This is a genomic window from Halomonas dongshanensis (genome assembly GCF_024790395.1).
Taxonomy (GTDB): domain Bacteria; phylum Pseudomonadota; class Gammaproteobacteria; order Pseudomonadales; family Halomonadaceae; genus Vreelandella; species Vreelandella dongshanensis.
On the sequence record NZ_JAJISC010000004.1, the window covers coordinates 378,325 to 402,823 of the forward strand.

22 protein-coding genes are annotated in these 24,499 nt (G+C 60.5%); 8 read left to right on the forward strand and 14 right to left on the reverse strand.

Going from position 1 to position 24,499, the window contains the following annotated elements:
- Positions 1 to 120: 120 nt before the first annotated feature.
- From LLY24_RS10820 to LLY24_RS10830, 3 genes are all read left to right on the forward strand, one after another.
- Positions 121 to 882, forward strand: coding sequence for an aspartate/glutamate racemase family protein (locus LLY24_RS10820; protein WP_259036301.1), 762 nt, complete (start codon positions 121 to 123; stop codon positions 880 to 882).
- 194 nt (positions 883 to 1,076) lie between these two features.
- Positions 1,077 to 2,441 carry an NCS1 family transporter gene (locus LLY24_RS10825; protein ID WP_259036302.1) on the forward strand — a complete coding sequence of 455 codons (1,365 nt, stop codon included), beginning with the start codon at positions 1,077 to 1,079 and terminating at the stop codon, positions 2,439 to 2,441.
- A 24-nt stretch (positions 2,442 to 2,465) separates the two neighbouring features.
- Positions 2,466 to 3,920, forward strand: coding sequence for an NCS1 family nucleobase:cation symporter-1 (locus tag LLY24_RS10830; protein ID WP_259036303.1), 1,455 nt, complete (start codon positions 2,466 to 2,468; stop codon positions 3,918 to 3,920).
- Between the two features lie 69 nt (positions 3,921 to 3,989).
- On the opposite strand, the gene LLY24_RS10835 is transcribed toward LLY24_RS10830, so the two are convergent.
- Positions 3,990 to 4,694, reverse strand: coding sequence for a GntR family transcriptional regulator (locus LLY24_RS10835; protein ID WP_259036304.1), 705 nt, complete (start codon positions 4,692 to 4,694; stop codon positions 3,990 to 3,992).
- A gap of 2 nt (positions 4,695 to 4,696) precedes the next feature.
- Positions 4,697 to 5,050 carry a hydroxyisourate hydrolase gene (gene uraH, locus LLY24_RS10840; RefSeq protein WP_259036305.1) on the reverse strand — a complete coding sequence of 118 codons (354 nt, stop codon included), beginning with the start codon at positions 5,048 to 5,050 and terminating at the stop codon, positions 4,697 to 4,699.
- Positions 5,051 to 5,205: 155 nt separating this feature from the next.
- Between uraH and uraD the strand changes: the two genes are divergently transcribed.
- A complete protein-coding gene (gene uraD / locus LLY24_RS10845; protein WP_259036306.1) occupies positions 5,206 to 5,745 on the forward strand; it encodes a 2-oxo-4-hydroxy-4-carboxy-5-ureidoimidazoline decarboxylase in 540 nt (179 codons plus the stop codon).
- 136 nt (positions 5,746 to 5,881) lie between these two features.
- Here the strand turns inward: uraD and LLY24_RS10850 are convergent, their stop codons facing one another.
- Both LLY24_RS10850 and LLY24_RS10855 read right to left on the reverse strand, forming a co-directional pair.
- Positions 5,882 to 6,253 carry a phasin family protein gene (locus LLY24_RS10850; protein WP_259036307.1) on the reverse strand — a complete coding sequence of 124 codons (372 nt, stop codon included), beginning with the start codon at positions 6,251 to 6,253 and terminating at the stop codon, positions 5,882 to 5,884.
- 205 nt (positions 6,254 to 6,458) lie between these two features.
- Positions 6,459 to 7,154, reverse strand: coding sequence for a glutathione S-transferase N-terminal domain-containing protein (locus tag LLY24_RS10855; protein ID WP_259036308.1), 696 nt, complete (start codon positions 7,152 to 7,154; stop codon positions 6,459 to 6,461).
- A 372-nt stretch (positions 7,155 to 7,526) separates the two neighbouring features.
- Between LLY24_RS10855 and LLY24_RS10860 the strand changes: the two genes are divergently transcribed.
- A complete protein-coding gene (locus LLY24_RS10860; protein WP_259036309.1) occupies positions 7,527 to 9,221 on the forward strand; it encodes an L-lactate permease in 1,695 nt (564 codons plus the stop codon).
- A gap of 133 nt (positions 9,222 to 9,354) precedes the next feature.
- On the opposite strand, the gene LLY24_RS10865 is transcribed toward LLY24_RS10860, so the two are convergent.
- The 9 genes from LLY24_RS10865 to LLY24_RS10905 all read right to left on the reverse strand — a co-directional run bounded on the left by LLY24_RS10865 (position 9,355) and on the right by LLY24_RS10905 (position 19,969).
- Positions 9,355 to 9,879, reverse strand: a complete 525-nt coding sequence (locus tag LLY24_RS10865) for a gamma carbonic anhydrase family protein (RefSeq protein WP_259036310.1) — start codon at positions 9,877 to 9,879, stop codon at positions 9,355 to 9,357.
- A 127-nt stretch (positions 9,880 to 10,006) separates the two neighbouring features.
- The gene (locus LLY24_RS10870) at positions 10,007 to 13,009 is read right to left on the reverse strand and encodes an FAD-binding and (Fe-S)-binding domain-containing protein (RefSeq protein ID WP_259036311.1); all 3,003 of its coding nucleotides are present in this window, start codon (positions 13,007 to 13,009) and stop codon (positions 10,007 to 10,009) included.
- Between the two features lie 53 nt (positions 13,010 to 13,062).
- Positions 13,063 to 14,283 (reverse strand): pyridoxal-phosphate-dependent aminotransferase family protein, encoded by a 1,221-nt coding sequence (locus LLY24_RS10875; RefSeq protein ID WP_259036312.1) that lies wholly within the window; start codon positions 14,281 to 14,283, stop codon positions 13,063 to 13,065.
- Positions 14,284 to 14,334: 51 nt separating this feature from the next.
- Positions 14,335 to 15,522 (reverse strand): CaiB/BaiF CoA transferase family protein, encoded by a 1,188-nt coding sequence (locus tag LLY24_RS10880; protein WP_259036313.1) that lies wholly within the window; start codon positions 15,520 to 15,522, stop codon positions 14,335 to 14,337.
- 27 nt (positions 15,523 to 15,549) lie between these two features.
- Complete coding sequence (locus LLY24_RS10885; RefSeq protein WP_259036314.1) at positions 15,550 to 16,356, reverse strand: enoyl-CoA hydratase/isomerase family protein; 807 nt, start codon at positions 16,354 to 16,356, stop codon at positions 15,550 to 15,552.
- A gap of 21 nt (positions 16,357 to 16,377) precedes the next feature.
- On the reverse strand, positions 16,378 to 17,661 hold the full coding sequence (locus LLY24_RS10890) for a TRAP transporter large permease (protein ID WP_259036315.1): 1,284 nt from the start codon (positions 17,659 to 17,661) through the stop codon (positions 16,378 to 16,380).
- A gap of 8 nt (positions 17,662 to 17,669) precedes the next feature.
- Positions 17,670 to 18,227, reverse strand: a complete 558-nt coding sequence (locus LLY24_RS10895; protein ID WP_259036316.1) for a TRAP transporter small permease — start codon at positions 18,225 to 18,227, stop codon at positions 17,670 to 17,672.
- Between the two features lie 54 nt (positions 18,228 to 18,281).
- Positions 18,282 to 19,259, reverse strand: a complete 978-nt coding sequence (locus LLY24_RS10900; protein ID WP_259036317.1) for a TRAP transporter substrate-binding protein — start codon at positions 19,257 to 19,259, stop codon at positions 18,282 to 18,284.
- Positions 19,260 to 19,507: 248 nt separating this feature from the next.
- Positions 19,508 to 19,969, reverse strand: a complete 462-nt coding sequence (locus LLY24_RS10905; RefSeq protein WP_259036318.1) for a GlcG/HbpS family heme-binding protein — start codon at positions 19,967 to 19,969, stop codon at positions 19,508 to 19,510.
- Positions 19,970 to 20,151: 182 nt separating this feature from the next.
- Here LLY24_RS10905 and LLY24_RS10910 point away from each other — a divergent pair, with 182 nt between their 5' ends.
- Positions 20,152 to 20,835, forward strand: coding sequence for a GntR family transcriptional regulator (locus LLY24_RS10910; RefSeq protein WP_259036319.1), 684 nt, complete (start codon positions 20,152 to 20,154; stop codon positions 20,833 to 20,835).
- Between the two features lie 6 nt (positions 20,836 to 20,841).
- Here LLY24_RS10910 and glcC read toward each other — a convergent pair whose 3' ends face one another.
- Positions 20,842 to 21,618 carry a transcriptional regulator GlcC gene (gene glcC, locus LLY24_RS10915; protein ID WP_259036320.1) on the reverse strand — a complete coding sequence of 259 codons (777 nt, stop codon included), beginning with the start codon at positions 21,616 to 21,618 and terminating at the stop codon, positions 20,842 to 20,844.
- 215 nt (positions 21,619 to 21,833) lie between these two features.
- Between glcC and glcD the strand changes: the two genes are divergently transcribed.
- Positions 21,834 to 23,333: a glycolate oxidase subunit GlcD gene (gene glcD, locus LLY24_RS10920; RefSeq protein WP_259036321.1), complete on the forward strand. Its 1,500-nt coding sequence runs from the start codon at positions 21,834 to 21,836 to the stop codon at positions 23,331 to 23,333.
- A gap of 41 nt (positions 23,334 to 23,374) precedes the next feature.
- Positions 23,375 to 24,466, forward strand: coding sequence for a glycolate oxidase subunit GlcE (gene glcE / locus LLY24_RS10925; protein ID WP_259036322.1), 1,092 nt, complete (start codon positions 23,375 to 23,377; stop codon positions 24,464 to 24,466).
- Positions 24,467 to 24,499: the final 33 nt, after the last annotated feature.

Consider the following 24,499-nt stretch of genomic DNA (forward strand, 5'->3'; position numbering starts at 1 on the left):
ACGTTACTTTGTATACAAGAGAGACGGAAATTGAATCCCTTTTACCGTAACGCCTAAGCATTCGATATACGGGGATTCGATACACGGCCTCAGCTTCATTTCGCACGGAGCCCCATTCAAGTGCACATTCGACTGATCAATCCTAATACGACCGCTAGCATGACCGCCTTGATGCACGAGGCGGCAGTGCGTCTGGCCGCGCCCGGCACCACCTTGAGCGCCAGCCAGCCCGATGCCGGGCCGGTCTCCATCGAGAGCCACTTCGACGAAGCGGTGAGCGCGGTAGGCGTGGCCGATGAAGTTCTCAAAGGCGAACATGAAGGGGGCATCGACGCCTATGTCGTCGCCTGTTTCGGCGACCCTGGCCTTTTGGCCGCACGCGAGCTGACCCGTGCGCCAGTCATCGGCATCGCCGAAGCGGCCTTTCATTTGGCGACGCTGGTGAGTACGCGTTTTTCCGTGGTCACGACCCTGGGCCGCACCGGCATCATCGCCGAGCACCTGCTCGAGCAGTACGGCTTTCACCATCACTGCCGCCGCGTGCGCGCCGCCGAAATTCCGGTACTCGACCTAGAATCGAGCCCCGATGCGGCCTATCAGCGCATCATCGACGAGTGCGCCCGTGCGCGTGACGAAGACGGCATCGGCGCCATCGTGCTGGGCTGTGGTGGTATGGCTGGGCTACAGCGCCAAATTAGCCAGGAGGTTGGCCTGCCGGTCATCGAGGGGGTCAGCGCAGCACTCAAGCTGGCCGAGTCGCTCGTGGCACTGGGTATTCCAACTAGCAAGCATGGCGATCTGGATTTTCCGCGCCCCAAACCCTTTACAGGGAAGTTCGAGGGTTATTCACAGCTAGCCCTGGGCGCATCCGCTAAGCGCTAACCCTTAATCCAGTACTCGCCTACGCAGGATGATGTGAACGCCAAGGACTCACGATATAAGACGCTAGACACAAACAACTGAAGGCGTACTGCGCCCCACAACATCAAGAAAGTACGTCCAGTAGCACGCCATGCCGCAAGATCTCCGGCTTCGCCGGAGACCAACAACATCGACAACCTTGCGAGGACGACAATATGAACGTTTCACCCACGGCGCCAACCGACGAAGCGGACCGCGCCGCGCCGAGCGCCACCAAAGCGCTGGGCGACGAGAGCCTGGCCCCTCAACAGACCCGCATCATGGGGCGAGGCTCTTACTTTTTGGCCTGGTTCGGCGGCTGCGTGTCGATTGGCACTTTCGCCATGGGGTCGAGCGTGGTCGGCACGCTGAACTTGCTGCAGGCCACCCTTGCCATCGCCATAGGCTGCTTCGTGATCGGTGTGGCGTTGGCCATCAACGGCGCAGCGGGCTACAAGTACGGCATTCCCTTCATGGTCCAGGCGCGAAGCGCCTTCGGCTTCTCGGGCACGCGCATCCCCGGTCTCGTTCGCGCGGTGCCTGCCGTGGTGTGGTACGGCTTTCAAAGCTGGATTGGGGCGGGGGCGCTGAACATGGTGTCGGCCACGCTCTTTGGCTTCGACAGTCTGGTGTTCTACTTCATCGCCTTTCAGCTTTTGCAGATCGCGCTCTCGGTGACCGGTTTTCAAGGCATCAAATGGCTCGAAAACATCGGCAGCGCCTTCATCCTCTGCTCGCTGGTGTATATGTTCTACGCCACGGTACAGCGCTACGGCGATGAGCTCTCAGCGAGCCTACTCACCATGGAAGGCTCGTGGGGAATGCCGTTTTGGGGCGCAACGATGCTGTTTCTGGGCATCTACAGCACGATGATGCTCAACGTCAGCGATTACGCCCGCGAACACAAACAAGGCACCAGCGGCGGGCTTTTGACGACCATCTATGCCATGTCGATTCTGCCCTGCACGCTGTTCATGGGGCTGATCGGCTACATGGTCTCTCAGGCAACCGGCACCGCCGACCCCATCCAGGTGTTCGCCAACGCCGTGGACAATACCCCGCTTCTGATGACGACGCTTTTGTTCATCGCCTTTGCTCAGGTCACTACCAACGTTCTCAACAACGTGGTGCCGCCGACCTATGTCTTGATGGACGTCTTCAAGCTCAAGTTCACCACCGCAAGCGTCATCGTCGGGCTGCTGGCATTTGCCACCTTCCCCTGGAAGCTGGTCCAGCCCGAATCCGCCGCCGGACTCCAACTCTTCGTGCAGACTTACTCAGCATTTCTCGGCCCGCTCTTCGCCATCTTAGTGGTCGACTACTACCTGATTCGCCACCGCACTCTGGATCTGGACAAGCTATACGACCCCCAGGGCCCCTACCAGGGCGTCAATCTCGCCGCACTGGTTGCCATGGCCATCGGCATCGTCGCAGCACTGTCGTTCTCGGCGGTCTCCTGGTATGCAAGCCTGATCCCCGCCGGGTTCAGCTACTACCTACTGATGAAGCACTGGCCTGCTTGCCAACGTTTTCGCCAATAATGCCCCCGAGACGAGAGATGCGTTATGAATGACAACGATTTCAACATCAAGCACATCGATCCAACCCTCTACAACGAGGATTTGGCCCCGCTGAAACCAGAAAAACGCAGTTGGGGCGCCTTCGAGATCTTCAACGTGTGGTCTAACGACATTCAGAGCCTGTTCGGCTATACCTTGGCAGCCTCACTCTTTCTCTCTTATGGCCTGAACGGCTGGGCGGTCATGGCGGCCATCGTGCTGGCGGGGGTGATCGTGATGTTTCTGGTCAATCTGACCGGCAAACCGAGCGTCAAGTACGGCATTCCTTTCCCGGTCATGATTCGCGCAAGCCTTGGCGTGCGCGGGGCCAATCTGCCCGCCATGCTACGCGCCATCGTGGGTATCTTCTGGTACGGGGTGCAGACTTACTTCGCCTCCACCGCCGTGGCCCTGCTGATCACAGCGCTCTTCGGTGCAGGCAGCGGCGCCACCTTCCTGGGCCTTTCTGGCGTTGCCTGGCTCTCCTTCGTGATCGTCTGGGTGTTTCAGATCGCGATTTTCTGGCAGGGCATCGAGCGCATCAAACACTTCCTCAACTGGGCGGGGCCGCTAGTGTATCTGGTGATGATCGCACTAATGTTGGTCGTGTGGTACCAGGCAGGAAGCGAGCTGTTGCCCGCCGTTGGCAGCATCTTCAGTGGCGAAGGCGAGCGCAGTACCAGCAGCGTCGCCGCCTTCTTTGCCATCGTCGGCACCATGGTGGCCTACTTCGCTGCGGTGGTGATCAACTTTGGCGACTTCACCCGCTTCGTCAAGACCGAGCGCCAAATGAAGCTTGGCAACCTGTTGGGGCTTCCCCTCAACATCGCCTTTTTCTCCTTCATCGCGCTGATCATCACCGCAGGAACGCTGGTGCTCTTCGGCGAAGCGCTGACCAACCCGGCCGATATCGTCGAGCGGGTCGACTCGCTACCGCTAACCATCGTCGCGGCTCTGACCTTCTTCGCCGCTACCGTGGGCATCAACCTGGTGGCCAACTTCATTCCTCCCGCCTACGACTTGGCGAACCTGTTCCCCAGCAAGATCAGCTTCAAACTGGGTGGGCTGATCACGGCAGTGATTGCTTTCTTCGTTGGTGGCCTGTGGGTGGCGGTCATCAGCCAGATTGGCGTACCCGGCTTCGTCAACGCGCTGGGCGCAGTGGTAGCCCCCTTCTACGGCATCATCGTGGTGGATTACTACCTGCTGCGCCGCCAGCGGCTCTGTTTGCAGGAGCTGTTCAACTCGTCCCCGGACAGCGCCTACTACTACACCAACGGCTGGAACACGCATGCACTGATCGCCTTCGCGCTGGCTGCTCTGTTCTCGCTCTCAACGGTAGTGGTACCCGCCATGAGCGCGCTCGACGGCTACGGCTGGATGATGGGAGCGGCACTGGGTGGGCTACTCTACTTCCTTCTGGCTCGCCAGAACGTTCTGGTGACGGCCAATGCCTATTGATAGGAAATGAGGGCAAACAAGCGATAAAAAGAGAAACGCGGAGCCACGTTCATCGTGGCTCCGCGCTTTTTAGTCGCTGGCGAAAATCTGCTGTAGGTCGGGTATGGCGTTGTCCTCCTCGACCATGGAGAGCGACGCTTCGATGGCTTTTAGGTGACGGCTCATGAACGCCTTGGCGCGCTCGCCGTTACCCGCCTCCAGATAGCCAATGAGATCGTCGTGGTCGTGAGATTCACAGCCCAAATGGCCTCGGTGACCGTAGACGGCCAGAATGAGCGAAGAGCGCGAGCAGAGCCGTTCGACGAACTCGGCAAGCGTCGCGTTACCGGCAAGCTGCGCCAAACGCAGATGAAACGCGGCAGAGAGACGAATGGCTAGGCTTTGATCGCCGCTTTTCAGCGCTTGGCGCTCCTCTTGCGCCATTTTCCTGAGCGCTTCGATATCCTCCGACGTAATACGTTTGGCGGCATCGACCATCAAGCTGCATTCGATCAACTGGCGGGCGGCGAAGACGTCGCGCGCCTCCTCTGCCGATGGCCGCGTCACGCTGGCTCCACGCCGAGGCGTCAGGGTGACCAACTGCTCCAAAGCCAAGCGCTGGAGAATCTTGCGAATACCGGTACGACTGACCCCAAACACCTCGGCCAGAGCGTCTTCACGCAGCCGCGCGCCCGGCTTCAACCGGTGTTCGATGATGGCATCGCTCACGGCGCGATAGATCACCTCGTGGCGAACATCGCCTTCACGCGTAGTACGCGTCTTAGCCTCACTCACCGCTAGCTGCCTCGATAGGTCGAGTAGCCATAAGGCGACAGCAGCAGCGGCACATGGTAGTGCGCGGCACTATCGCTTACGCCAAAGCGTAGCGGTATCAGGTCAAGAAAAAGGGGCTCGGATGCCGTCCCACCATGGCGGCGCAAATAGTCACCGGCATGAAACTGCAGTTCGTATTCGCCTGGCGTCAGCGCTTCACCTTCGAGTAACGGAGCATCGCAGCGGCCATCGGCGTTGGTCATCGTCTGCGTAAGCAGAACGCGGTTGCCTGCTTCGAGACGATACACCTCGACGCAAATGCCCTCCCCCGGGCAGCCGTTGGCGGTATCCAGCACATGCGTGGTAAGACGCCCCATGAAAGCTCCTTTCGTTATTGATTCGCTTAGTCGCTCATTTTAGTAACGCGCGTTGCCAGCGTATCGTTATGCGTAATCACGGCTGAGCAAAAGGGTACCGCTTGGTTTTTTTGTTGTATACAGTGTAGACACTCACTCCTTCTGCGAGCGCCGCCATGTCCCTTTGCGAAACGCTGTCTCCGCCGCCGAGTTCGCTCGCGCTTCCCGACTTTCTCGATCGCTATGCAAGCGTGGTGGAGCACTCACCCTGGGTCGCCGAGAGGGCTTGGCAGCAAGGTATGAGCGTAGCGCAGGATACGCCCGACGGCCTAGCAGAGCGGCTGGGCAACGTTCTCATGGCAGCGCCGCGCAAGGAGCAGATCGACGTCATTCGTGCCCACCCGGATCTTGCCGGTAAGGCAGCGCTTGCCGGTGAACTGACGCGCGCCTCGCTCGATGAGCAGGCAGGCGCCGGACTCGATCAGTGCTCGCCTGATGAGTTTGCCCTCTTCGAGCGTCTTAACGCTGCCTACAAGGCGCGTTTTGGTTTTCCTTTCGTGGTCGCGGTCAAGGGGCTCGACCGCCACGCCATTCTTGCTGCCTTCGAAGAGCGTTTGACCCACGACGAGGAGCAGGAGCGCGAAACGGCGATCACCCAGATCATCAAGATCGTGCGCCTGCGACTGCACGCCATGACCGCAGCCGCGTCCGCATAGTCGAGCCCTCCCAGGCCACCACGCTCAGCGCAAAAACGCCGCCGCCGGAGTGACCGGCGGCGGCGCTTTCATGCACTAGGCTTTACTCGATACTCATCAGCATCGCGCCAGCCTAGTGCGACTCTGGGGCCAGAGATCAAGCTGCCGTGGTGGCTTGGCTAGCGGCACTCTTGGCCTTGTTCGCGCTCTCTTCGACGCTCTTCTGACTATCCTGAATGAAGCTCTGGCTGAGCGACGACATTTTCTCGGTATCGCCTTTGACGCGCTCCATCAGATTGGAGGCGGTCTTCTGCTGGCTTTCGACGGCACGTTTGAAGCTATCGACATCTTTGACGTCGAGCCAGGTACGCGCCTGGGTCAGGGTCATATCGGTATAGGCCCGTGCAGCGTCGAGCTGGGCATGGGTCAGTTGATCCACATAGTCCAGCGCGGCGCGCGTGTAGCTGCGCATGGGGCTAACGAAAATGGCATCGAACTGTTGGCTGGTCTTCTCGGCAGAACCGTTCATCGCGACATCTCCTCGGGCGAGCAATTCTTGAGCGCAGGTGCGCATTGGATCAATGAGCATGGACGCATCGCCCATGCTTTTTACGACCTTTCGAGTTGAAAGCTAGCAGGGAGTTTTGTGCACCGCAACATGATTTTTAGTGGCTTTCATGTAACGCTTCAATGCCCTATCCATAAGCCTCTATAAAACCAATCAATTAGGATAATTAGCCAAGATGACGAACAGTCAAGGCGCTGCCCGCTACACCGCCGTTTATCTTAAGCATACGCTCAAACCAAGCCGCCACAGGACCGTCGTCGGCCCAGAGCGGCGTGCGCGAGACGACGTGCGCCCACATTAGGCTCCCCATTAGCAGGTAGTCGGCTCCCGCTGGCGCCTCGCCATCGAGAAAGTCGCTTTGTGCCAGCACGTCACGCATGGGCGCTAAGGCGGTGGCTAGCTGCCTCCATCCCGCTTCGGGGTCGTGCAGCGCCTCCAAGCGATTGCCAAAACGCGTCTCGCGGCTTTCGCGGAAATAGGCGCGATCATCGGGATGAATGGCGTCGAGCAAATCGAGGATGATGATGCGAACCAGCGCCGGGTTAACGCTACGATCGACCAGAGACTTGATCAGCAAAGCGCGCTGATAGGCCATACCCTCGCCGAGTAGCGGCGCATCAGGATAGGTGGCGTCTAAATAGCGCAGGATCTCGAAGCTATCGGTGACCACGGTGTCACCATCGCACAGCACCGGCACCTTGTCGTAGTCGGCAAAGGCCAAGGCCTCTTTTTGCTGAAAACGCCAGGGTTTGGCAGTCACCTTAAGCCCCTTGTGCGCCAGTGCCAGCTTCACGCGCCAGCAGTAAGGAGAGAAGCGCAGGCGTTCATCGCGGCCGCAAAGGTCGTAAAGCGTACGAGTCATGGCGATAGGCTCCCTGAAAGAGAAGTAAGTCAGCGCGAGCTCGTGCCCGCGTCTTCATCATCGGCGCTTGGGCGTTGCCCTCGCAAGCCTTTCGTATGCGCTGTCAATTAGTCTAATGCCATGGCATCTCCGCCAAGCTGACCCATACTCGATAAACACCATCGATACATAGACTTATCGATACCGGCATCGATTCGCCATGGCCCTTTGGCATCGTCTCTGAGAGGTAGGCCCCACGCTTCCATATAGCCAGGGTACCGGGCTCGGTCGTATCGTCTGGCTGTCTTGGCAGCCACGCAAGGCTTACGTAGCGATCACTGCTTCATTGCGCCACCCAACATCGTCATAACAAGCAAGGGGGAAGCTTCGCCCATGAACGACACTCTACTCGCACTGCTGGCATTTCTGCCGCTGCTGCTGGCAGGCATTCTGCTGGTTGGCTTCAAGATACCGGCACGGATAGCCATGCCGCTGGTGTTTCTTACGGCAGCACTCATCGGCCTGACCGTGTGGGACATGTCCTTCACCCGCATTGCCGCTTCTACCTTCCAGGGGCTGATCCAGACGGCGGGGCTTTTGTGGATCATCTTCGGCGCCATCCTCCTACTCAATACGCTCAAGCACTCTGGCGGCATTACCGCCATCCGTAACGGCTTCTCGGGCATCAGCCCCGACCGCCGGGTGCAGGCGCTGATCGTTGCGTGGCTTTTTGGCTGTTTCATCGAGGGCGCATCGGGCTTTGGCACACCCGCTGCCGTGGCCGCCCCGCTGCTCGTGGCGCTGGGCTTTCCGGCCATGGCAGCCGTGGTGGTAGGCATGATGCTGCAGTCCACTCCGGTCTCCTTTGGTGCGGTAGGCACGCCGATCATCGTTGGCGTGGGCAGCGGGCTAGATCAAGCGGGCATTGCAGCGCAGTTGGAGGCCAATGGCTCTAGCTGGGACGTGTTTTTCCAACTGATCACCAGCGAAGTCGTCATCGTTCATGGCATCGTCGGGCTGCTCATGCCGCTGATTCTGGTCACCGTCATGGTGCGTTTCTTCGGCGCCAACCGCTCCTGGAGCGAGGGCTTGTCGATTGCCCCGTTCGCTATCTTCACCGGCCTCGCTTTCGTCATCCCCTATATGCTGGTGGGCGTTTTCCTGGGGCCGGAATTCCCCTCGATGATCGGCGCCATGGTGGGGCTTGCCATCGTCGTTCCGGCAGCGCGCAAAGGCTTTTTACTGCCCAAGGACACCTGGGACTTCCCCGACACCAAATCCTGGCCCGACGAGTGGATCGGCAACCTTAGCATCAAGCTCGATGACGTGACCGGCAAGACCGCCATCTCTACTTTCAAAGGTTGGGTGCCTTACGTGCTCTTGGCGCTGTTCTTGGTGGCCTCGCGCACCATCGAGCCCCTGCGCGTAGCGCTGAACTCGCTGAGCCTGCGCTGGAGCAACATCCTGGGTGAGGCGGGCATCAGCGGCAGCGTCGAGCCCCTCTACCTTCCGGGCGGGCTGATTCTGATCGTCGTGTTGATCACCTACTTCCTGCACCGCATGAATCCAGGACAGATGCGCGCAGCCGTTTCGGAGTCGACCAAGACGATCTTCGGCGCTGGGTTCGTATTGATCTTCACCGTGCCGATGGTGCGGATTTTGATCAACTCGGGCGTCAACGGTGCAGATCTCGCCTCCATGCCCGTGGTAATGGCTCAGGCGGTCGCCAATGGCGTCGGCGATATCTACCCCTTCTTTGCTCCCGCCATCGGGGCATTGGGCGCCTTCATCGCCGGTTCCAACACCGTCTCCAACTTGATGCTGGCAGATTTCCAGTTCAACGTCGCTCAGACCCTCGGTGTCTCCACGGCGATGATGGTGGCGCTGCAGGCCGTAGGTGCCGCCGCGGGTAACATGATTGCGATCCACAACGTGGTCGCGGCTTCGGCAACGGTCGGCCTCTTGGGACGCGAAGGCGCCACCATTCGCATCACCATCCTACCGACGATCTACTACCTGGTGTTTGCTGGCACGCTCGGCCTTCTGGCCTTCTATCTGCTCGGTGTGACCGATGGGCTGATGGGCTAGGCGGCTCTCCATCGCCGAAACATCGCACACTTAACACTCAATACCTAAAACGTACAGCAGCCCGGGGTGGTCCCCCGGGCCGCTGGTGTGTGTCACCTACCGCTGTGACTAACGCTTCGCTGTGTCGCTGAGATTAATCGACTCGCGTGAGCTTCTCGGCATGCAGGCGGGCGCGCTCGACGTAGCTCTGGGCGTTGAGTTTGAGCTTGCCCACGGCCTCCTCCGAAAGCGTACGTACCACGCGGGCGGGCGAGCCCACGATCAATGAGTTGGGCGGAAAGGTCGCGCCCTCTTTTACCAAAGCCCCTGCACCCACTAGGCTGTTTTTACCGATCACCGCACCGTTCAAAACCACCGCCTGAATACCAATGAGACAGCCATCCTCCACCGTACAGCCGTGCAGCATCGCTTGGTGGCCCACGGTCACCCCACGCCCCACCTTGAGCGGAAAACCGGGATCGGCATGCAGTACCGCGCCATCCTGGATATTGCTCTCCTCCCCCACCTCCAGCGGGTCGCTGTCGCCACGCAGCACGGCCTGATACCAGACGCTAGCGCGATCCTTGAGCACTACCCGGCCGATGACGTCTGCCGTCTCGGCAACGTAAACATCCTCACCTATCTGGGGTCTTGCATCGTCGTATTGATAAATCGCCACCGTGCGCTCCTTGATTATGGATACTCTGTTATGGGTGCATGCTACTGGTACTTGATTGTTAATAGTCGGCTATTCGTACCGCGACGGGCGTGATTAGGCGCCCGTGACGCCGCCCAGAAACGCCTCTTTACCCTAGCGCCTCGGCCAGCACGCGGGCAACGTGAATCGCTTCGCGCCCACTACCGTCTTTGATCTGATGGCGGCAGCTGGTGCCGTCTGCCACCAGTAGCGCTTGCCCATTGTCGGCGCGAATGGCAGGCAGCAGGGAAAGCTCGGCCATTTGGATAGAAGCGTCGTAGTGCTCGGCCTCGTAGCCAAAACTCCCTGCCATGCCGCAGCACGAAGAGTCGATCAGCGACACATCGAGCTCAGGAATCCAACCAAGCACCGTCTCGACCGGCTTCACCGCATCGAAGGCCTTTTGGTGGCAGTGGCCATGCAGCAGCGCGCGCGAAACAGTAAGGGGGTTCAACTGCCAAGTGAATGGCGCACGCTGATGCTCGGCGACGAGAAACTCCTCGAACAAATAGGCCGACTCAGCCAGGCGCTTGGCCTGCTCGCCAAAGCCGTACTGCAGGAACTCGTCGCGCAGGCTCAAAAGGCAAGAGGGCTCGAGACCGACGATGGCGACCCCGCGTTCGACGAAAGGCATGAGGTAGTGCAGCGAACGTTCTGCCTCAGCCCGAGCTTTGTCGAACTGTCCCGAAGAGAGATAGGTACGCCCACAGCACAAGGGCCGCTCGCCCTCAGGGCGATTGAGCACCACGCGAAAGCCCGCAGCCTCGAGCACACGCTTGGCCGCGCGGGCATTGTCGGCTTCCATGTAGTTATTGAAGGTATCGACGAACAGCAGCACTTCTCCCCGCGACGTGTCCTGGTGCGATGTCGACTGGCGCTCGGCGAGGAAGTGGCCGGTAAAGCGCGGCAACGAGCGTTCGGGGGCAAGCTTGAGTGCCTTTTTGAGCACACGGGAGAGCGGCGGCAGCTTTTCGAGCCCGTCGACCAGAGCGCCAAGGTGCCGGGCAAAAGGAGCGTAGCGCGGCATTTCACCTACCATCCTATCGCGCAGCGAAAGCCCCTTGACGCGAGCCCTTGCCGCCCGCGCCTCGATCTTGAACTTGGCCATATCGACGCCGGTCGGGCACTCGCGTCGACACCCCTTACACGACACGCAGAGATCCAGCGCTGCCTTAATGTCGTCACTGGCAAGCCCGGTGTCGTCGAGCTGACCTGAAAGCGCTAGGCGCAGCGTATTGGCACGCCCACGCGTCAAATGCTGCTCGTCACGAGTAATGCGGTAGCTTGGGCACATCGTCCCGGCATCGAACTTGCGACAGTGGCCGTTGTTGTTGCACATTTCCACCGCCATGGCGAGGCCGTGCGTCACGTCGCCTCCCGACCCCGGCGGCGTCTGCGCACCGGTTAGAGGATCGCGCTCAACGTTCCAGTTCGACCAGTCGAAAACCGGGGTAATGGGAATACGCTGATACGACGTTGGAAAGCGAAAATAGCGCTCATCATCCATTTTGGGGGTGTCGACGATCTTACCGGGATTGAGCAATCCCGCTGGGTCGAAGAGCCGTTTCACCTGGCGAAAAGCGTCGTTGACCGCTTCGCCAAATTGCCACGGCACCCATTCGCCACGACACAGTCCGTCGCCGTGCTCACCGGAGTAGGCGCCCTTGTACTCACGCACCAGCGCCGAGGCTTTTTCGGCAATCTCGCGCATCTTGGCAGCACCGTCGCGGCGCATATCCAAAATCGGTCGCACATGAAGCGTGCCAACCCCGGCGTGGGCATACCACGTGCCCTCGGTGCCGTAGTGGTTGAACACTTCGGTCAGCTTGGCGGTGTACTCGGCCAAGTGCTCCAGCGGCACCGCACAGTCTTCGATGAAGGAGACCGGCTTACCGTCCCCTTTCATGCTCATCATGATGTTGAGCCCCGCCTTACGCACGTTCCATAGCGCCTTTTGTTCCCCGGCCTCTGGCATGTCCACTACGCTCCCGGGTAGCCCCAGGTCGGCCATTAGCGTGTTGAGTTCGGCGAGCGCGGCAAGCTGCGCCGTACGATCTTGCCCTGCGAACTCCACCAGCAAGATGGCCTCGGGACGGCCGATCAGCGCCTTTTCGATGACCGGTCGAAAGGCCGGATTATCGAGTGCCAGCTCGATCATGGTGCGATCCACGAGCTCCACCGCCATCGGCCCTAGCGTCACGATGTGCTGGGTCAAATCCATCGCTTGGTAGAAGGTGGGAAAGTTGACCACGCCAAGCACTTTCTGCTCGGGCAAGGGAGAAAGCTTCAGGGTGATACGCTGGCTTACGCCTAACGTGCCTTCGGAGCCGATCAGCAGATGAGCAAGGTTGGGCCGTCCAGCGGCATCGTAAGGCAGCGGATTTTGGCAGTCGAAGAGATCTAAATTGTAGCCACCGACCCGGCGCAGCACCTTGGGGTAGTGAGCGCGAATCTCTGGCGCCACGCCTTCGGCAATGGCTCGGACCTGCTGGGCTAACTGCCATTCGCGGCTACCTTCGGCAAGGCGGTCGACGAAACCAAAACGCGCCTCGACGCCATCGGCCAGAATGGCTTCTAGTTCGAGCACGTTGTGCACCATGTTGCCGTAGTAGATCGAGCGCGAACCGCAGGAGTTATTGCCCGCCATGCCGCCAATGGTGCACTGGGCGCTGGTCGAGACATCGACGGGAAACCACAGCCCATGCGGCTTGAGCCAGGCATTGAGATGATCTAATACTATGCCTGGCTCGACCACCACCGTCTGGGCCTCGACGTCGAACTCGACCACCTGGTTGAGCCAGCGCGAGGTATCGAGTACCAGCGCATCGCCCACCGTTTGCCCACACTGGCTAGTGCCGCCACCGCGCGCGAGGACCGGCACCTTGGCATCGCGGGCGATATCGAGCGCTAGGCGAAGGTCCTCCTGATGGCGGGGAATGACCACCCCCACCGGCGTGATTTGATAGATCGAGGCATCGGTGGCGTAACGCCCGCGCGTCGCCTGATCGAAGTGCACTCTACCCGCCAGTTCGCGCTCGAGGCGCAGTGAAAATTCGCTGGCGGGGGCGTTGTTCGCCCCCTGTCTCGGGGGCTTGTGTGTCAACGACGTCATGGCCTTAGTCTCCCTTCCGTGCCCGCTGGGTTAATACGCGATAGGCGCGCTTGTCACGCCTTTGGATCGCGTGTCCCATCGAGAGGATGCTCGGCGAAATACTCGAGCGCTGCGGTCACGCCGCTTCCCGCAAGGGGGACCCCCGCCAGCTTCATTCCAGCCTCGCAGCCACCCAAGGTGGCAATCAGGGTGAGGTCGTTGCAGTCGCCCAGGTGGCCGATACGGAACATCTTGCCCTTGGCCTTGCCTAGCCCCATGCCGAGGGAGAGATCGAAGCGTTCATAGATGATCTTGCGTACCACATCGGCGTCCACCCCCTCGGGCAGCACCACTCCGGTCAATACCGGCGAGTAGAGTTCGGGCGTCTGGCACTGGATTTCGAGCCCCCAGGCGTCAACCGCACAGCGCACGCCCGCCGCCCAGCGCTGATGGCGAGCAAAAACATGCTCGAGCCCCTCTTCCAACAGCATGTCCAGCGCCTCGTTGAGGCCGTAGAGCAAGTTGGTGCTGGGGGTGTAGGGCCAGTAACCGTTCTGGTTGGCCTCGAGAATTTCGTCCCAGGCCCAGAAGCTCTTGGGCAGCTTGGCCTCGCGGCTAACCTTGATCGCCTTGGGTGAGAGCGCGTTGAAGCTGATGCCGGGTGGCAGCATCAACCCTTTCTGTGAGCCCGATACGGTGACGTCCACGCCCCATTCGTCATGCCGATAGTCGGCACTGGCCAGACCCGAGATGGTATCGACGATCAAAAGTGCAGGATGGCCTGCAGCATCGATGGCGCGGCGCACGGAAGCGATATCGCTGGTCACTCCTGTGGACGTTTCGTTATGCACCACACAGACCGCCTTGATGGCATGGTCGCCATCCTCTTTCAGCCGCGCTTCGATCATCTCGGCCTGCACCCCGTGACGCCAGCCCTCATAGCCGGGTAGACCGATGAACTCGGGTTCGAGCCCCAGCCGCCTGGCCATCTTCTGCCACAGCGTGGCGAAGTGGCCGGTTTCGAACATCAGTACGCAATCGCCCGGCGAGAGCGTATTGGCCAACGCCGCCTCCCAGGCGCCGGTACCCGATGCGGGATAGATGATCACCGGATGTTCGGTCTTGAACACCTTCTGTACCTTGGTCAGCAGTTCACGTCCGAGCGCGCCAAATTCGGGGCCACGGTGATCGATGGTGGGTAGGCTCATGGCACGCAGAATACGATCCGGCACCGGCGAAGGGCCGGGAATCTGCAGGAAGTGGCGGCCGGATGGGTGAAAGTCGAGTTTCAGCATGGTGTCATTCCTTTTATTTGAATAATGAATTCAATTTATGGCAGCAAAACATCATTTGATGCAGCCCGCCTCACGCAGCGCATCGATGTCATCGCGCTCAAACCCGAGGGTCGCCAGGACTTCATCGGTATGCTGCCCGAACAGCGGGGCGGGCGAGCGAATCGAAGCGGGCGTGCGCGATAGCTTGCTGGGAAAACCCAGCGTCTTCATTGGCCCGATCACCGGGTGTTCCATATCCAGCACCATGTCGCGCGCTAGATAGTGTTCATCGGCCATAGCCTCGGCGAAGTCGTTGATCGGTCCGGCGGGTACGCCAGCACGGTCGCAGCGCGCCAGCCACTCATCGACATCGGTATCGGCCATCAGCGTTTCGAGCAGCGCCTCGAGCTCATCGACATGCTGGCCACGATCGTGATTGGTCAAAAAGCGTGCATCCTCCATCAGCGCTGGGCGTTCGAGCACGTCTGTGCAAAAGCGCTCCCAGGTACGCTGGTTGGCGCAGCCGAGCATCAAATAGCCATCGCGCGCCTTGACCGCCTGATAGGGTGCCGAGACGCGATGGCGCCAGCCGGTAGGGGCAGGCACCCGGCCTTCGGCGAAGTAGGCAGCCGCCTCCCAGGTGAACCAAGGCAGGCCACACTCGGTGATGGCAATGTCGATATGCTGGCCCTCGCCCGTTTTCATCTTGTGGATGTAGGCGGCCAGGATCGAGTAAGCCGCCGTGATGCCGGCGCCGATATCGTAGACGGCGATCCCGGTTTTTAGCGGACGCCGCCCTACTTCGCCGGTCATCGACATCAAGCCCGTCATGCCCTGAGCAACTAGGTCGAAGCCACCCTTATGGCGGTAGGGCCCAGTCTGCCCATATCCCGAGATGGAGCAGTAGACGATCCCAGGGTTGATGGCCTTGATGGTGTCGTAGTCGATGCCGAGTGACGCCGTCACGCCAGGTCGGTAGTTCTCGACGATGACATCCGCCTCTTCGGCCAAGCGGTAGAAGATCGCTTTGGCGCGCTCCTCCTTGAGATTGAGCGAAATGCTTTTCTTGTTGCGGTTGATCTGAGAAAAGCAGGTCGACTCGCCATTGACGTAAGGCCCCATCTGGCGGCTATCGTCGCCGCCATTGAGTTTTTCCACTTTGATGACCTCGGCGCCCATATCGGCCAGCACCATGGTGCAGTAAGGCCCCGCCATGATTTGTGAAACGTCGAGAATCTTGATTGCTTGTAAGGGCAGCATGCCTCTACCTCCTCGTTGACGCGGGCCTTACCGCCCCGTCCAGTTGAAGGGTGTCTTGTTGACGAACTTGTCGACTGCAGCCGCGAAGTCGTCACTCATGTAGCAGGTCTCGATCCAGTCGTCGCTGAGAGCGGCCTCCGGGCGTCGCACTTGCTGGGTACGCATGATCAACGCCTTGCTGGCTTTGAGCGTCAGCGGAGCAAAGCGCCCCAGCGATGCCGCAAGCGTCGCCACCTCGGCGTAGATCTGCTCGGAGGGAACGACCGCGTTGACTAGCCCCGTACTCTTTGCCGTTTCGGCGTCGAACAGGCGCGCCAGCATCAACGCCTCTTTGGTGCGCGCGATGCCGACCATGTCGATCAGCCGTGAAACGTTGGTGATCGACAGCGTATTACCCAACGTCTTGGCGATCGGTACGCCAAACTTGAGGCTGGGTGTTGCGTAGCGAAAATCGCACACCAGCGCCAGCGCCGCGCCACCGCCTACGCACGCGCCTTCGAGCAGCGCGATGCTGGGCTTGGTAAACGCCTCGAGCCGCCCCACGATACGATCGATGCGACGCTCGTAACCGAGGGCATCTTCGGGTTGCGTAAAGTCGCCAAACTGGCCGATATCGGTCCCCGCAACGAAGGCCTCGCCGCCAACGCCGTGCAGCACCAAGGCATGCACCGCATCGTTTTGCTCTAGCGCTTCGCAGTGGCGTTCGAGCGCGTCGTACATCTCCCAGGTCATGGCGTTGCGGCTTTGCGGCCGGTTGAAGCCGAGCCAGGCCACCCCGTCACGCACCTCGACGATCACACTCTGCGTCGATGCCTCTGGCGTTGAGCCACTCATGGCATGTCTCCTCGTGTCCTATTAGCCGTAGATGAAGTTGACCAACGCCAGGGCGAAGGCAGGGATATAGGTATTGATCATCAAGATCGCGAACAGCACGGCAATGAACCAAAGGTTGGTCTTCGAGGTGGCCCAAATATCCGCTTTGGCGATGGAGCACGAGGCAATCAACACGCTGGCCACCGGCGGTGTCTGCTGACCAATGGCCAAGTTGAGGGTGACGATCAAACCAAAGTGCAGCGGATCGATACCCACTTCGAGCACCAAGGGCAGCACGATGGGCACGACCAGGATGATCGCCGCTGCCGAATGCAGGAAGATGCCGAGAATCAGGAAGATGATGTTCAATAGCGCCAGGATCACGTACTTGTTGCTGGTCCAGTCGCTGATCTGCATGGCGATGGCCTGGGGAATACGCGTTTCGGTCAGATAGCCCCCCACCACGGCGGAGGCCGCCACCAGCAGCATCACCACCGCCGTTTGCACGCCAGCGCTCTTGCACGAATCGATGAAGGTGCGCACGGTGAACTCGCGATACACCACGCTACTGATGAAGATCGCTACGCACACCGCAAGAGCCGCCCCTTCGGTGGCCGTGACGAAGCCACCGAAAATACCGCCCAGAATGATCACCGGGATAAGCAGCGCCCAAATCGCCTCCTTGAATGCCGTCCACAGTTTCGATGCCTGAAAGCGCCCTTCGGCAGGGAAGTTATATTTGCCCGCCAGGTAGTAGCACATACAGGCGAGCCCCAGCGCACCGAGCAGCCCCGGGAAGATCCCTGCGACGAACATTTGCACCACCGACTCACCCGACATCACCGCGTATAGGATCATCGGGATCGAAGGCGGCAGGATGATCGCCAAGCTCGCCGCCGAGGAAGAGATCGAGGCGGCGAACTCTTTGGAGTAGCCCTTCTTGCGCATGGCAGGAATCAGGATACTGCCGATGGCCGAGACCCCCGCCACCGAAGAGCCGGATATCTCGGCAAAGAAGACCGAGGCACCGATGGTCACCATGGAAAGGCCGCCCTTGATGAAGCCCACCATGGCCATGGCCAGATCGATCAGCCGCCGCGAGATGCTCGATGCGTTCATGATCGCCCCGGCCAGGATGAACAGCGGAATGGCGATCAAGGGGAAATTGGTGGCCCCCTCGAACATCGTCATACCTACCGTCGGCATCGCCATGCTGCCGTAGGTCATGAAGGTCGCGATCGTCCCCACCAGCGCCAGCGCCACGGCAACCGGCACGTTGATCAGGATCAGCGCGATCAGCGCCAGAAAGATATAGAGTATGATCATGGCTCCCCCTAGCCTCGTGGCGTGCTGACGGCGTCGACGTCTTCGGCGTCGAGACCGGCCTCTTCCAGTTCGTGGTCGATGAACCCCCGGCCTCGTGCGCTGCGCAACACATCAGGCAGGCGTAAAAGCTCGGCGATGATGAACAGCACCGATGCCACGGGAATGGCCGACTGCGTCACCTGCATCGAGATGGCGGGCAAACTGATCATGCTCACGCCCTCCAAAATCAGCATGACCTGATAACTCGCAAGCCCGAGGAAGATGAAAAAGCCGATGGTGATCGCCTCGGCCAGCAGTGCCACAGGCACACGAATGGCGGGTGGGCACATGTTGAGCACGCTTGGGCAGGTAATGTGCGCCCCTTTGGCTGCGGCCAGCGCGGCGCCGTAGTAGGTCACCCACGCGAGCAGGACGGCGGCAAGCTCGTCGTACCAGCTCAGCGGCGAGCCGATCGTGCGGGAGATGAACCCCACCGTCACCACCCCCGCCAGCGCGATCACCAGGATCACCACGATGCCTTCGAGAAAGGCGAAGTAGGCGTTCTTGAACTTCGTCATTGCACTCATTGACGTCTCCGGTTGCCGCAGGCGCATCGCAGGACGCGCCTGGCGGATGCGTGACTACTGGCGCAGCGCCGCCACGGCATCGAGTAGCTCTTGACCGCTCTCCACATCGTTCGAGAACTTGTCATAGATCGGCTGGGAAGCATCGACGAAGGCATCGAAATCGACCTCGTTGACCTCCATACCCGCTTCCCGCATGAGCTCGAGCACCTCTTCGTCGAGGCGCTGCCCCTGCTCCAGCGCGTAATCTTCGACTTCGATGGCGACCTCTTCGAGCACCGTCCGCACCTCTTCGGGTAGACGGCTCCAGCTAGCGCCAGCGGTCAGATACGCCGGGGTGTAGACGTGATTGGAGAGCGAGAGATACTCCTGTACTTCTTGCAGCCGCGAGGAGTAGGTCTGGATCAAGGGGTTCTCCTGCCCATCCATGGCCCCAGTTTGCAGCGCCACGAAGACCTCGGAGAGCGACATCGGTGAGGGCGCGGCGCCGTAGCTGCGGAACATCTCGATCCGCCAAACGCCGCTCGGAGTGCGCAGCTTGATACCCTCTAGATCAGCGGGAACGTTGATGGGACGCACGTTGTTGGTGATCTGGCGAAAGCCGTTCTCCCACACCCCAATGATCTTGAATCCGCGCGCTTCGGCCGCCTCGTAGAGCGGGCCACGCACGACCTCGTCGCGCACCCGCTGCATGTGTTCGCGGTCCGCGATGAGATAGGGCATTTCGAATAGAGCAAAGCGCTCGTCTTCGGAGCTCATCACCGTCGAGGGGATGGTCAAATCGAGGCTGCCAAGGCGCAGGCGCCGCATCATCGATTCGTCACCACCTAGCTGGCTGTTGCCGTAGACATTGACTTCGGCCACGCCCTCTAGGCGCTCGTTGGCCAATTCGGCAAAGCGGTTGGCGGTAATTTCGAACAGTGAGCCAGGGCCACCGACATGGCCCAGCCGCACTTCGATCTCGGCGCTGGCGTTGGCAGCCTGCAGAGCAAGCGTCACGATCGCGGCGGAAATCGCCGTCTTGATCATTTTCATTGTGCACTCCTGGTGAACCTTGTTGTTGTTCGCATCACCATCGTGGCGTGGTACCCGATGGCACCCAGCGGATCGATGCCTCGACCAAATCCAGCCTGACTAAGCGAGGCGATTTTTGGGCAAACGCACGATCCGCGTGACTACAAATTGAATTCAAAATACAAAATTAGGTATTAAACTTTCGTAGCGCGATAAAAAAAGGCAGATGCATCAAGCACCTGCCTTTTACTGTCGATGAGTTGCGTGGTTTAGTCGGGCTCTAGCCCCCAACCGAGCCCAGCGGCCTCGATGCCGCTGATGGCGACTTGCTCATCCTCATCGGACGAGGCGCCGCTAACGCCGACCGCACCAATGACGTAACCGCTACCATCGAGTATCGGTACGCCACCTGCCACGGGCACGAAAACGCCCTGGGCGGCGGCCGCTACGCTGGCCAAAAAGGCGGGGCGCTCGGCGTTACGCGCGCCAGTCACTCCGCTCGCCACGCCAATACCCAGTGCTGCCATGGCCTTACCCTGAGCCACGGGAAAGCGCAGCGGCGCACAGCCATCCTCGCGCTCGCAGACAACGGGATGGCCACCACCATCGAGCACCACCAGGGTCAAGGGTGGAACCCCCATCTTTCGCGCCTTGAGAAAAGCGCCTTCGACGATTCGCCGCGCCTGAGTGCGATGCACCTGAACCTGACACTTGTATACCGCTCCCGCCATGAGAGTCTCCTTTTGAAATTATTTTCTAAAATCGTTGAAAACAGCCCGAATGCCTATTCGCTAAATTTGCATTCATAATTACTTTTACAGATCATCTCTACAATCGCCACCATCAGACGGCAGCGGCAGAGGCTTTTCGGTTCGCTAAAGGCAAGCCTCGCCGCCTTGCAAGGAGCAGGGCCATGACCAAGATTCTTCAGCGTAATCTCTATCGCGAGGTGGCCGATCGCGTCGGTGATCTAATCGAGCATGGTGAGCTTGCACCGGGGGAGCGCATTTCCGAAAAGCAGCTTTGCGAGCGCTTCGGCGTTTCCCGTACCCCCCTGCGTGAGGCGCTCAAGGTTCTGGCAGCGGAGGGGCTAATCGAACTCTTGCCCAACCGCGGTGCCCGCGTGGTCAAGTTGACGGTCAAGAAAATCAAGGATACCTACGATCTTATGGCAGCACTCGAGGGGCTCTCCGGCGAGCTTGCCTGCCAGCGCATTAGCGATACCGAGCTCAGCGCCATTCGCGCGCTCCACGATCGCATGATGGGGTATTACCAAGAGCGCGATTTGGCAGCCTATTTCAAGGCCAACCGACAGATCCACGAAAGCATTCTCGCAGCATCGGACAACGAGGTGCTGCAGGAGATGTACAGCAACCTGAGCCAGCGCGTAAAGCGCGTGCGCTACTCAAAGAAGATGACGGAAAAATTCTGGGCGCACGCAGTGAAAGATCACGAGGCCATGATCACCGCCCTTGAACAGCGCGACAGTCATCGCCTGGGGCAAATACTGCGCGACCACCTATGCAATAAGCTCGATCTTGCTACGCTCGAAGGTGTGGTCGCCTTCGACGACGAACCTGAAGCCGCGAATTCCTAGGCGCCATTATTCCCACTCTTCCAAACGCATCGATGAGCGCTCTAGCCGCTGGTCTTCGGCTTCGAGCTCCTTGAACTGGGCGGTAATGATGCTCAGGTGTTCCAGGGCAACGCGGCGCGCCTGCGGGGCATCGCCGCGCACGACCGCATCGTGCAGTTTCTTGTGTTGGCGGTTGATCGTGGCGCGCGACTCGGGGCGATGGTAGAGGTGCTTGACCGAAGCGAAGACCGAGCTAAGTAGCAGATCCGTTAAGCTCTGCAGGGTGTGGACCAAAATGGGGTTGTGCGAGGCCTGGGAGATGGCCAAATGGAAGGCGTGATCGAGCCTTGCCAGCCGCTCTACGTCGATGCTTTCTGCCTGCTCGACGTAGCTTGCAAGCTCCGTGTAGCGGCGCGTGATCATGACCCTATCCGCCGAGGTGCCGCGCGACGCGGCCAGGCTCGCCGACTCGCCTTCGAGCAGGGCACGCACTTCGAGCAGATCGAACAGAGTGCGCGGATGGTCCTTGAACAGATGCATCAGCGGGCCTTGAGCCACGCTAGGAAGCAGCGCCGCTACGGTGGAGCCGTGGCCTTGTCGGGTGTCGATCATCCCTTTACTGCGCAAAATCCGCAGCCCTTCGCGTAGCGACGCGCGCGAGACCTCGAGCCGCTCACAGAGCCGCCGCTCGGAAGGCAGCAGTTGCCCAGGGCGAAAGACGCCGTCCAAAATCAAACACTCCAGGCGTGTCGCCACGGTGTCCGGCGTACGCTGAATGAGCGTTTTGTCTCCCGGCTGCTGCATCGTCTTATTTCCTTTTTTGTTCGACTAATGACTGGTCTGACCATTGCACCACAGGCTGGACACGGGTGCAAAAAGGCGACAGATTGAAATCACACCTCGCCCTTGAAAGGGCAAGGAATGGCCGATAAAAGCCCACGACAGGCTACGCAGCAAGCACGGCCCATTAACTAGACCAATGACAAAGAACTCAGTGACTGGCAACCAAGGATACTGGCATGAATATCCTGTTCGATGAGCGCCTCGACGGTGAGCTAACACGCCGCGACAAGCGCGAGGTGCTTAACGCACTTCAGCACGCCGCCCCTACGCTGACGCTGCTCTACCGCGAGGAGGACCTGCGCCCCTTCGAGTGCGACGGCCTCTCCGCTTACCGGGTGCTGCCCATGCTGGTGGCGCTGCCGGAAAACCTCGATCAGGTCGAAGCGCTGCTCAAGTGCTGCTTCGCGCTCGGCGTACCGGTGGTGACTCGCGGCGCAGGCACTGGCCTCTCCGGTGGCGCCCTACCGCTTGAGCAGGGCGTGCTGCTGGTGATGTCACGCTTCAACAAGATTCTCACGGTCGACCCCGATGCGCGTCTGGCGCGGGTCCAGCCGGGAGTACGCAATCTGGCGATTTCCGAGGCAGCAGCGCCCTACGGCCTCTACTACGCTCCCGACCCCTCCTCCCAAATCGCCTGTTCGATCGGTGGCAACGTGGCTGAGAACGCCGGGGGCGTGCACTGTTTGAAGTATGGCCTCACCGTCCATAACGTGCTGCGCGTCGACATCCTGACCATCGAAGGCGAGCGCATGACGCTGGGCTCTGAAGCACTCGACGCCCCCGGCTTCGATCTGCTTGCGCTATTCACCGGCTCCGAGGGCATGCTCGGCGTGGTTACCGAGATCACCGTCAAGCTACTGCCCAAACCCGAAACCGCCAAGGTGCTGATGGCGAGCTTCGATGACATCGAAAAAGCCGGGCGCGCCGTGGGCGATATCATCGCCGCCGGGATCATCCCAGGCGGGCTCGAGATGATGGACCGATTAGCGATCAAGGCCGCCGAGGATTTCCTCCACGCGGGCTACCCCCTCGACGTCGAGGCGATTTTATTGTGCGAACTCGACGGCGTGGAGGCAGACGTCGACGATGACTGCGCGACGGTACGCGAGGTACTCACCCACGCAGGCGCAGTCAAGATCCAGCAGGCGCGCGACGACGCCGAACGCGCCATCTTCTGGGCCGGGCGCAAGAATGCCTTCCCCGCCGTTGGGCGCATGTCGCCGGACTACTACTGCATGGATGGCACCATTCCCCGCCGCGAGCTGCCGCGCGTACTCAAGGGTATTGCCGAGCTCTCCGAGCAGAGCGGCCTGCTGGTCGCCAACGTCTTCCACGCGGGCGATGGCAACATGCACCCGCTGATCCTCTTCGATGCCAACAAGGAGGGTGAGTTGGCGCTGGCCGAGGAGGTCGGCGGCAAGATTCTCGAACTCTGCGTGGCGGCAGGCGGCTCGATCACCGGCGAACACGGCGTCGGCCGCGAGAAGATCAATCAGATGTGCAGCCAGTTCCAGGCCGACGAGCTGACCTTTTTCCATAACGTCAAGGCGGCCTTCGACGCTCAGCGCCTGCTCAACCCAGGCAAAAACATTCCGACGCTGGCGCGCTGCGCTGAATTCGGCGCCATGCACGTACATAACAACGACTTGCCCCACCCGGAGCTGCCGCGCTTCTAAGCGGCTTCGCGCTCTGAAAGGCAACGACAAAGATAGCGACCATGACGGATTTTATGACACCCCAGGATAACGACATCGGTGAAGCGCTATGCGACCAGGTGCGCCACGCCTTCGAGCAGCGCACGCCGCTGCGTATCGTTGGTGGCGACACGCGCGCGTTTTACGGTAACGCCGTGGAAGGCGCGCCGCTCAGCCTTGCCGAGCATCGCGGTATCGTCCACTACGACCCGGTAGAGCTCATCGTCACCGTGCGCGCGGGTACCCCGCTCGAGGCGCTGGAACATACCCTGGCCGAGAATCGCCAGATGCTGCCCTTCGAGCCGCCCCGGTTTGGCCCAGGCAGCACGGTTGGCGGCGCTGTGGCAACCGGGCTCTCCGGCCCACGGCGGCCGTGGGCCGGTGCGGTGCGCGATTTCGTTCTCGGCACCCGCGTGATCACCCAGGAAGGAAAGCTTCTACGCTTCGGCGGCGAGGTGATGAAGAACGTGGCGGGCTATGACGTCTCGCGCTTGATGGTCGGCGCTCAGGGAACGCTGGGCGTCATCGCCGACGTCTCCTTCAAGGTGTTACCGATTCCCACGGCGCGCCATAGCTTGCGCCTGGCGATGCCGCTCGATGAGGCGCTCAAGACACTCGCCGCGCTCGGCCGCGAGCCACTACCGATCACCGCAGCGGCTTGGTACGCGTCCGAGCTCTTCTTGCGCCTCGAGGGCGGGCAAAGTTCGGTAGCCGCGACCTGCGAGCGACTCGGCGGGGACGCTCTCGAAGATGACTTCTGGACGGCGCTGCGCGACCAGCGTTTGGATTTCTTTACGCTGCAGCCGAGTGAATCGCTGTGGCGGCTGTCGCTGCCGCCCAACACGCCGCCGCTTGCGCTCGACGCCGATGATAGTGCGCAACTCTACGACTGGGGTGGCAGCCAACGCTGGCTCAAGACCACGCAGGATGCCGTATCTCTACGCGCCGCTTGTGTCCAGGCGGGCGGGCACGCCACCTGCTTCCGCCGGGCAGCGCCCAGCATTGCCCCCTTCACGCCGCTTGACCCGGTGGTGGCCAAGTACCACGCCAATGTGAAGGCAACGCTGGATGCCCACGGCATCTTCAACCCTGGCCGCCTCTATCCGGCGCTTTGACGCTATCCGGCGCGTTGACTTAGGAGAGCCGAC

Coding starts and splice junctions, on each gene's coding strand:
- LLY24_RS10825 (WP_259036302.1), top strand. CDS start 1,077: ATGAACGTTTCACCCACGGCGCCAACCGACGAAGCGGACCGCGCCGCG.
- LLY24_RS10830 (WP_259036303.1), top strand. CDS start 2,466: ATGAATGACAACGATTTCAACATCAAGCACATCGATCCAACCCTCTAC.
- uraH (WP_259036305.1), bottom strand. CDS start 5,050: ATGGGGCGTCTTACCACGCATGTGCTGGATACCGCCAACGGCTGCCCG.
- uraD (WP_259036306.1), top strand. CDS start 5,206: ATGTCCCTTTGCGAAACGCTGTCTCCGCCGCCGAGTTCGCTCGCGCTT.
- LLY24_RS10850 (WP_259036307.1), bottom strand. CDS start 6,253: ATGAACGGTTCTGCCGAGAAGACCAGCCAACAGTTCGATGCCATTTTC.
- LLY24_RS10855 (WP_259036308.1), bottom strand. CDS start 7,154: ATGACTCGTACGCTTTACGACCTTTGCGGCCGCGATGAACGCCTGCGC.
- LLY24_RS10860 (WP_259036309.1), top strand. CDS start 7,527: ATGAACGACACTCTACTCGCACTGCTGGCATTTCTGCCGCTGCTGCTG.
- LLY24_RS10870 (WP_259036311.1), bottom strand. CDS start 13,009: ATGACGTCGTTGACACACAAGCCCCCGAGACAGGGGGCGAACAACGCC.
- LLY24_RS10875 (WP_259036312.1), bottom strand. CDS start 14,283: ATGCTGAAACTCGACTTTCACCCATCCGGCCGCCACTTCCTGCAGATT.
- LLY24_RS10880 (WP_259036313.1), bottom strand. CDS start 15,522: ATGCTGCCCTTACAAGCAATCAAGATTCTCGACGTTTCACAAATCATG.
- LLY24_RS10885 (WP_259036314.1), bottom strand. CDS start 16,356: ATGAGTGGCTCAACGCCAGAGGCATCGACGCAGAGTGTGATCGTCGAG.
- LLY24_RS10890 (WP_259036315.1), bottom strand. CDS start 17,661: ATGATCATACTCTATATCTTTCTGGCGCTGATCGCGCTGATCCTGATC.
- LLY24_RS10895 (WP_259036316.1), bottom strand. CDS start 18,227: ATGAGTGCAATGACGAAGTTCAAGAACGCCTACTTCGCCTTTCTCGAA.
- LLY24_RS10900 (WP_259036317.1), bottom strand. CDS start 19,259: ATGAAAATGATCAAGACGGCGATTTCCGCCGCGATCGTGACGCTTGCT.
- LLY24_RS10905 (WP_259036318.1), bottom strand. CDS start 19,969: ATGGCGGGAGCGGTATACAAGTGTCAGGTTCAGGTGCATCGCACTCAG.
- LLY24_RS10910 (WP_259036319.1), top strand. CDS start 20,152: ATGACCAAGATTCTTCAGCGTAATCTCTATCGCGAGGTGGCCGATCGC.
- glcC (WP_259036320.1), bottom strand. CDS start 21,618: ATGCAGCAGCCGGGAGACAAAACGCTCATTCAGCGTACGCCGGACACC.
- glcD (WP_259036321.1), top strand. CDS start 21,834: ATGAATATCCTGTTCGATGAGCGCCTCGACGGTGAGCTAACACGCCGC.
- glcE (WP_259036322.1), top strand. CDS start 23,375: ATGACGGATTTTATGACACCCCAGGATAACGACATCGGTGAAGCGCTA.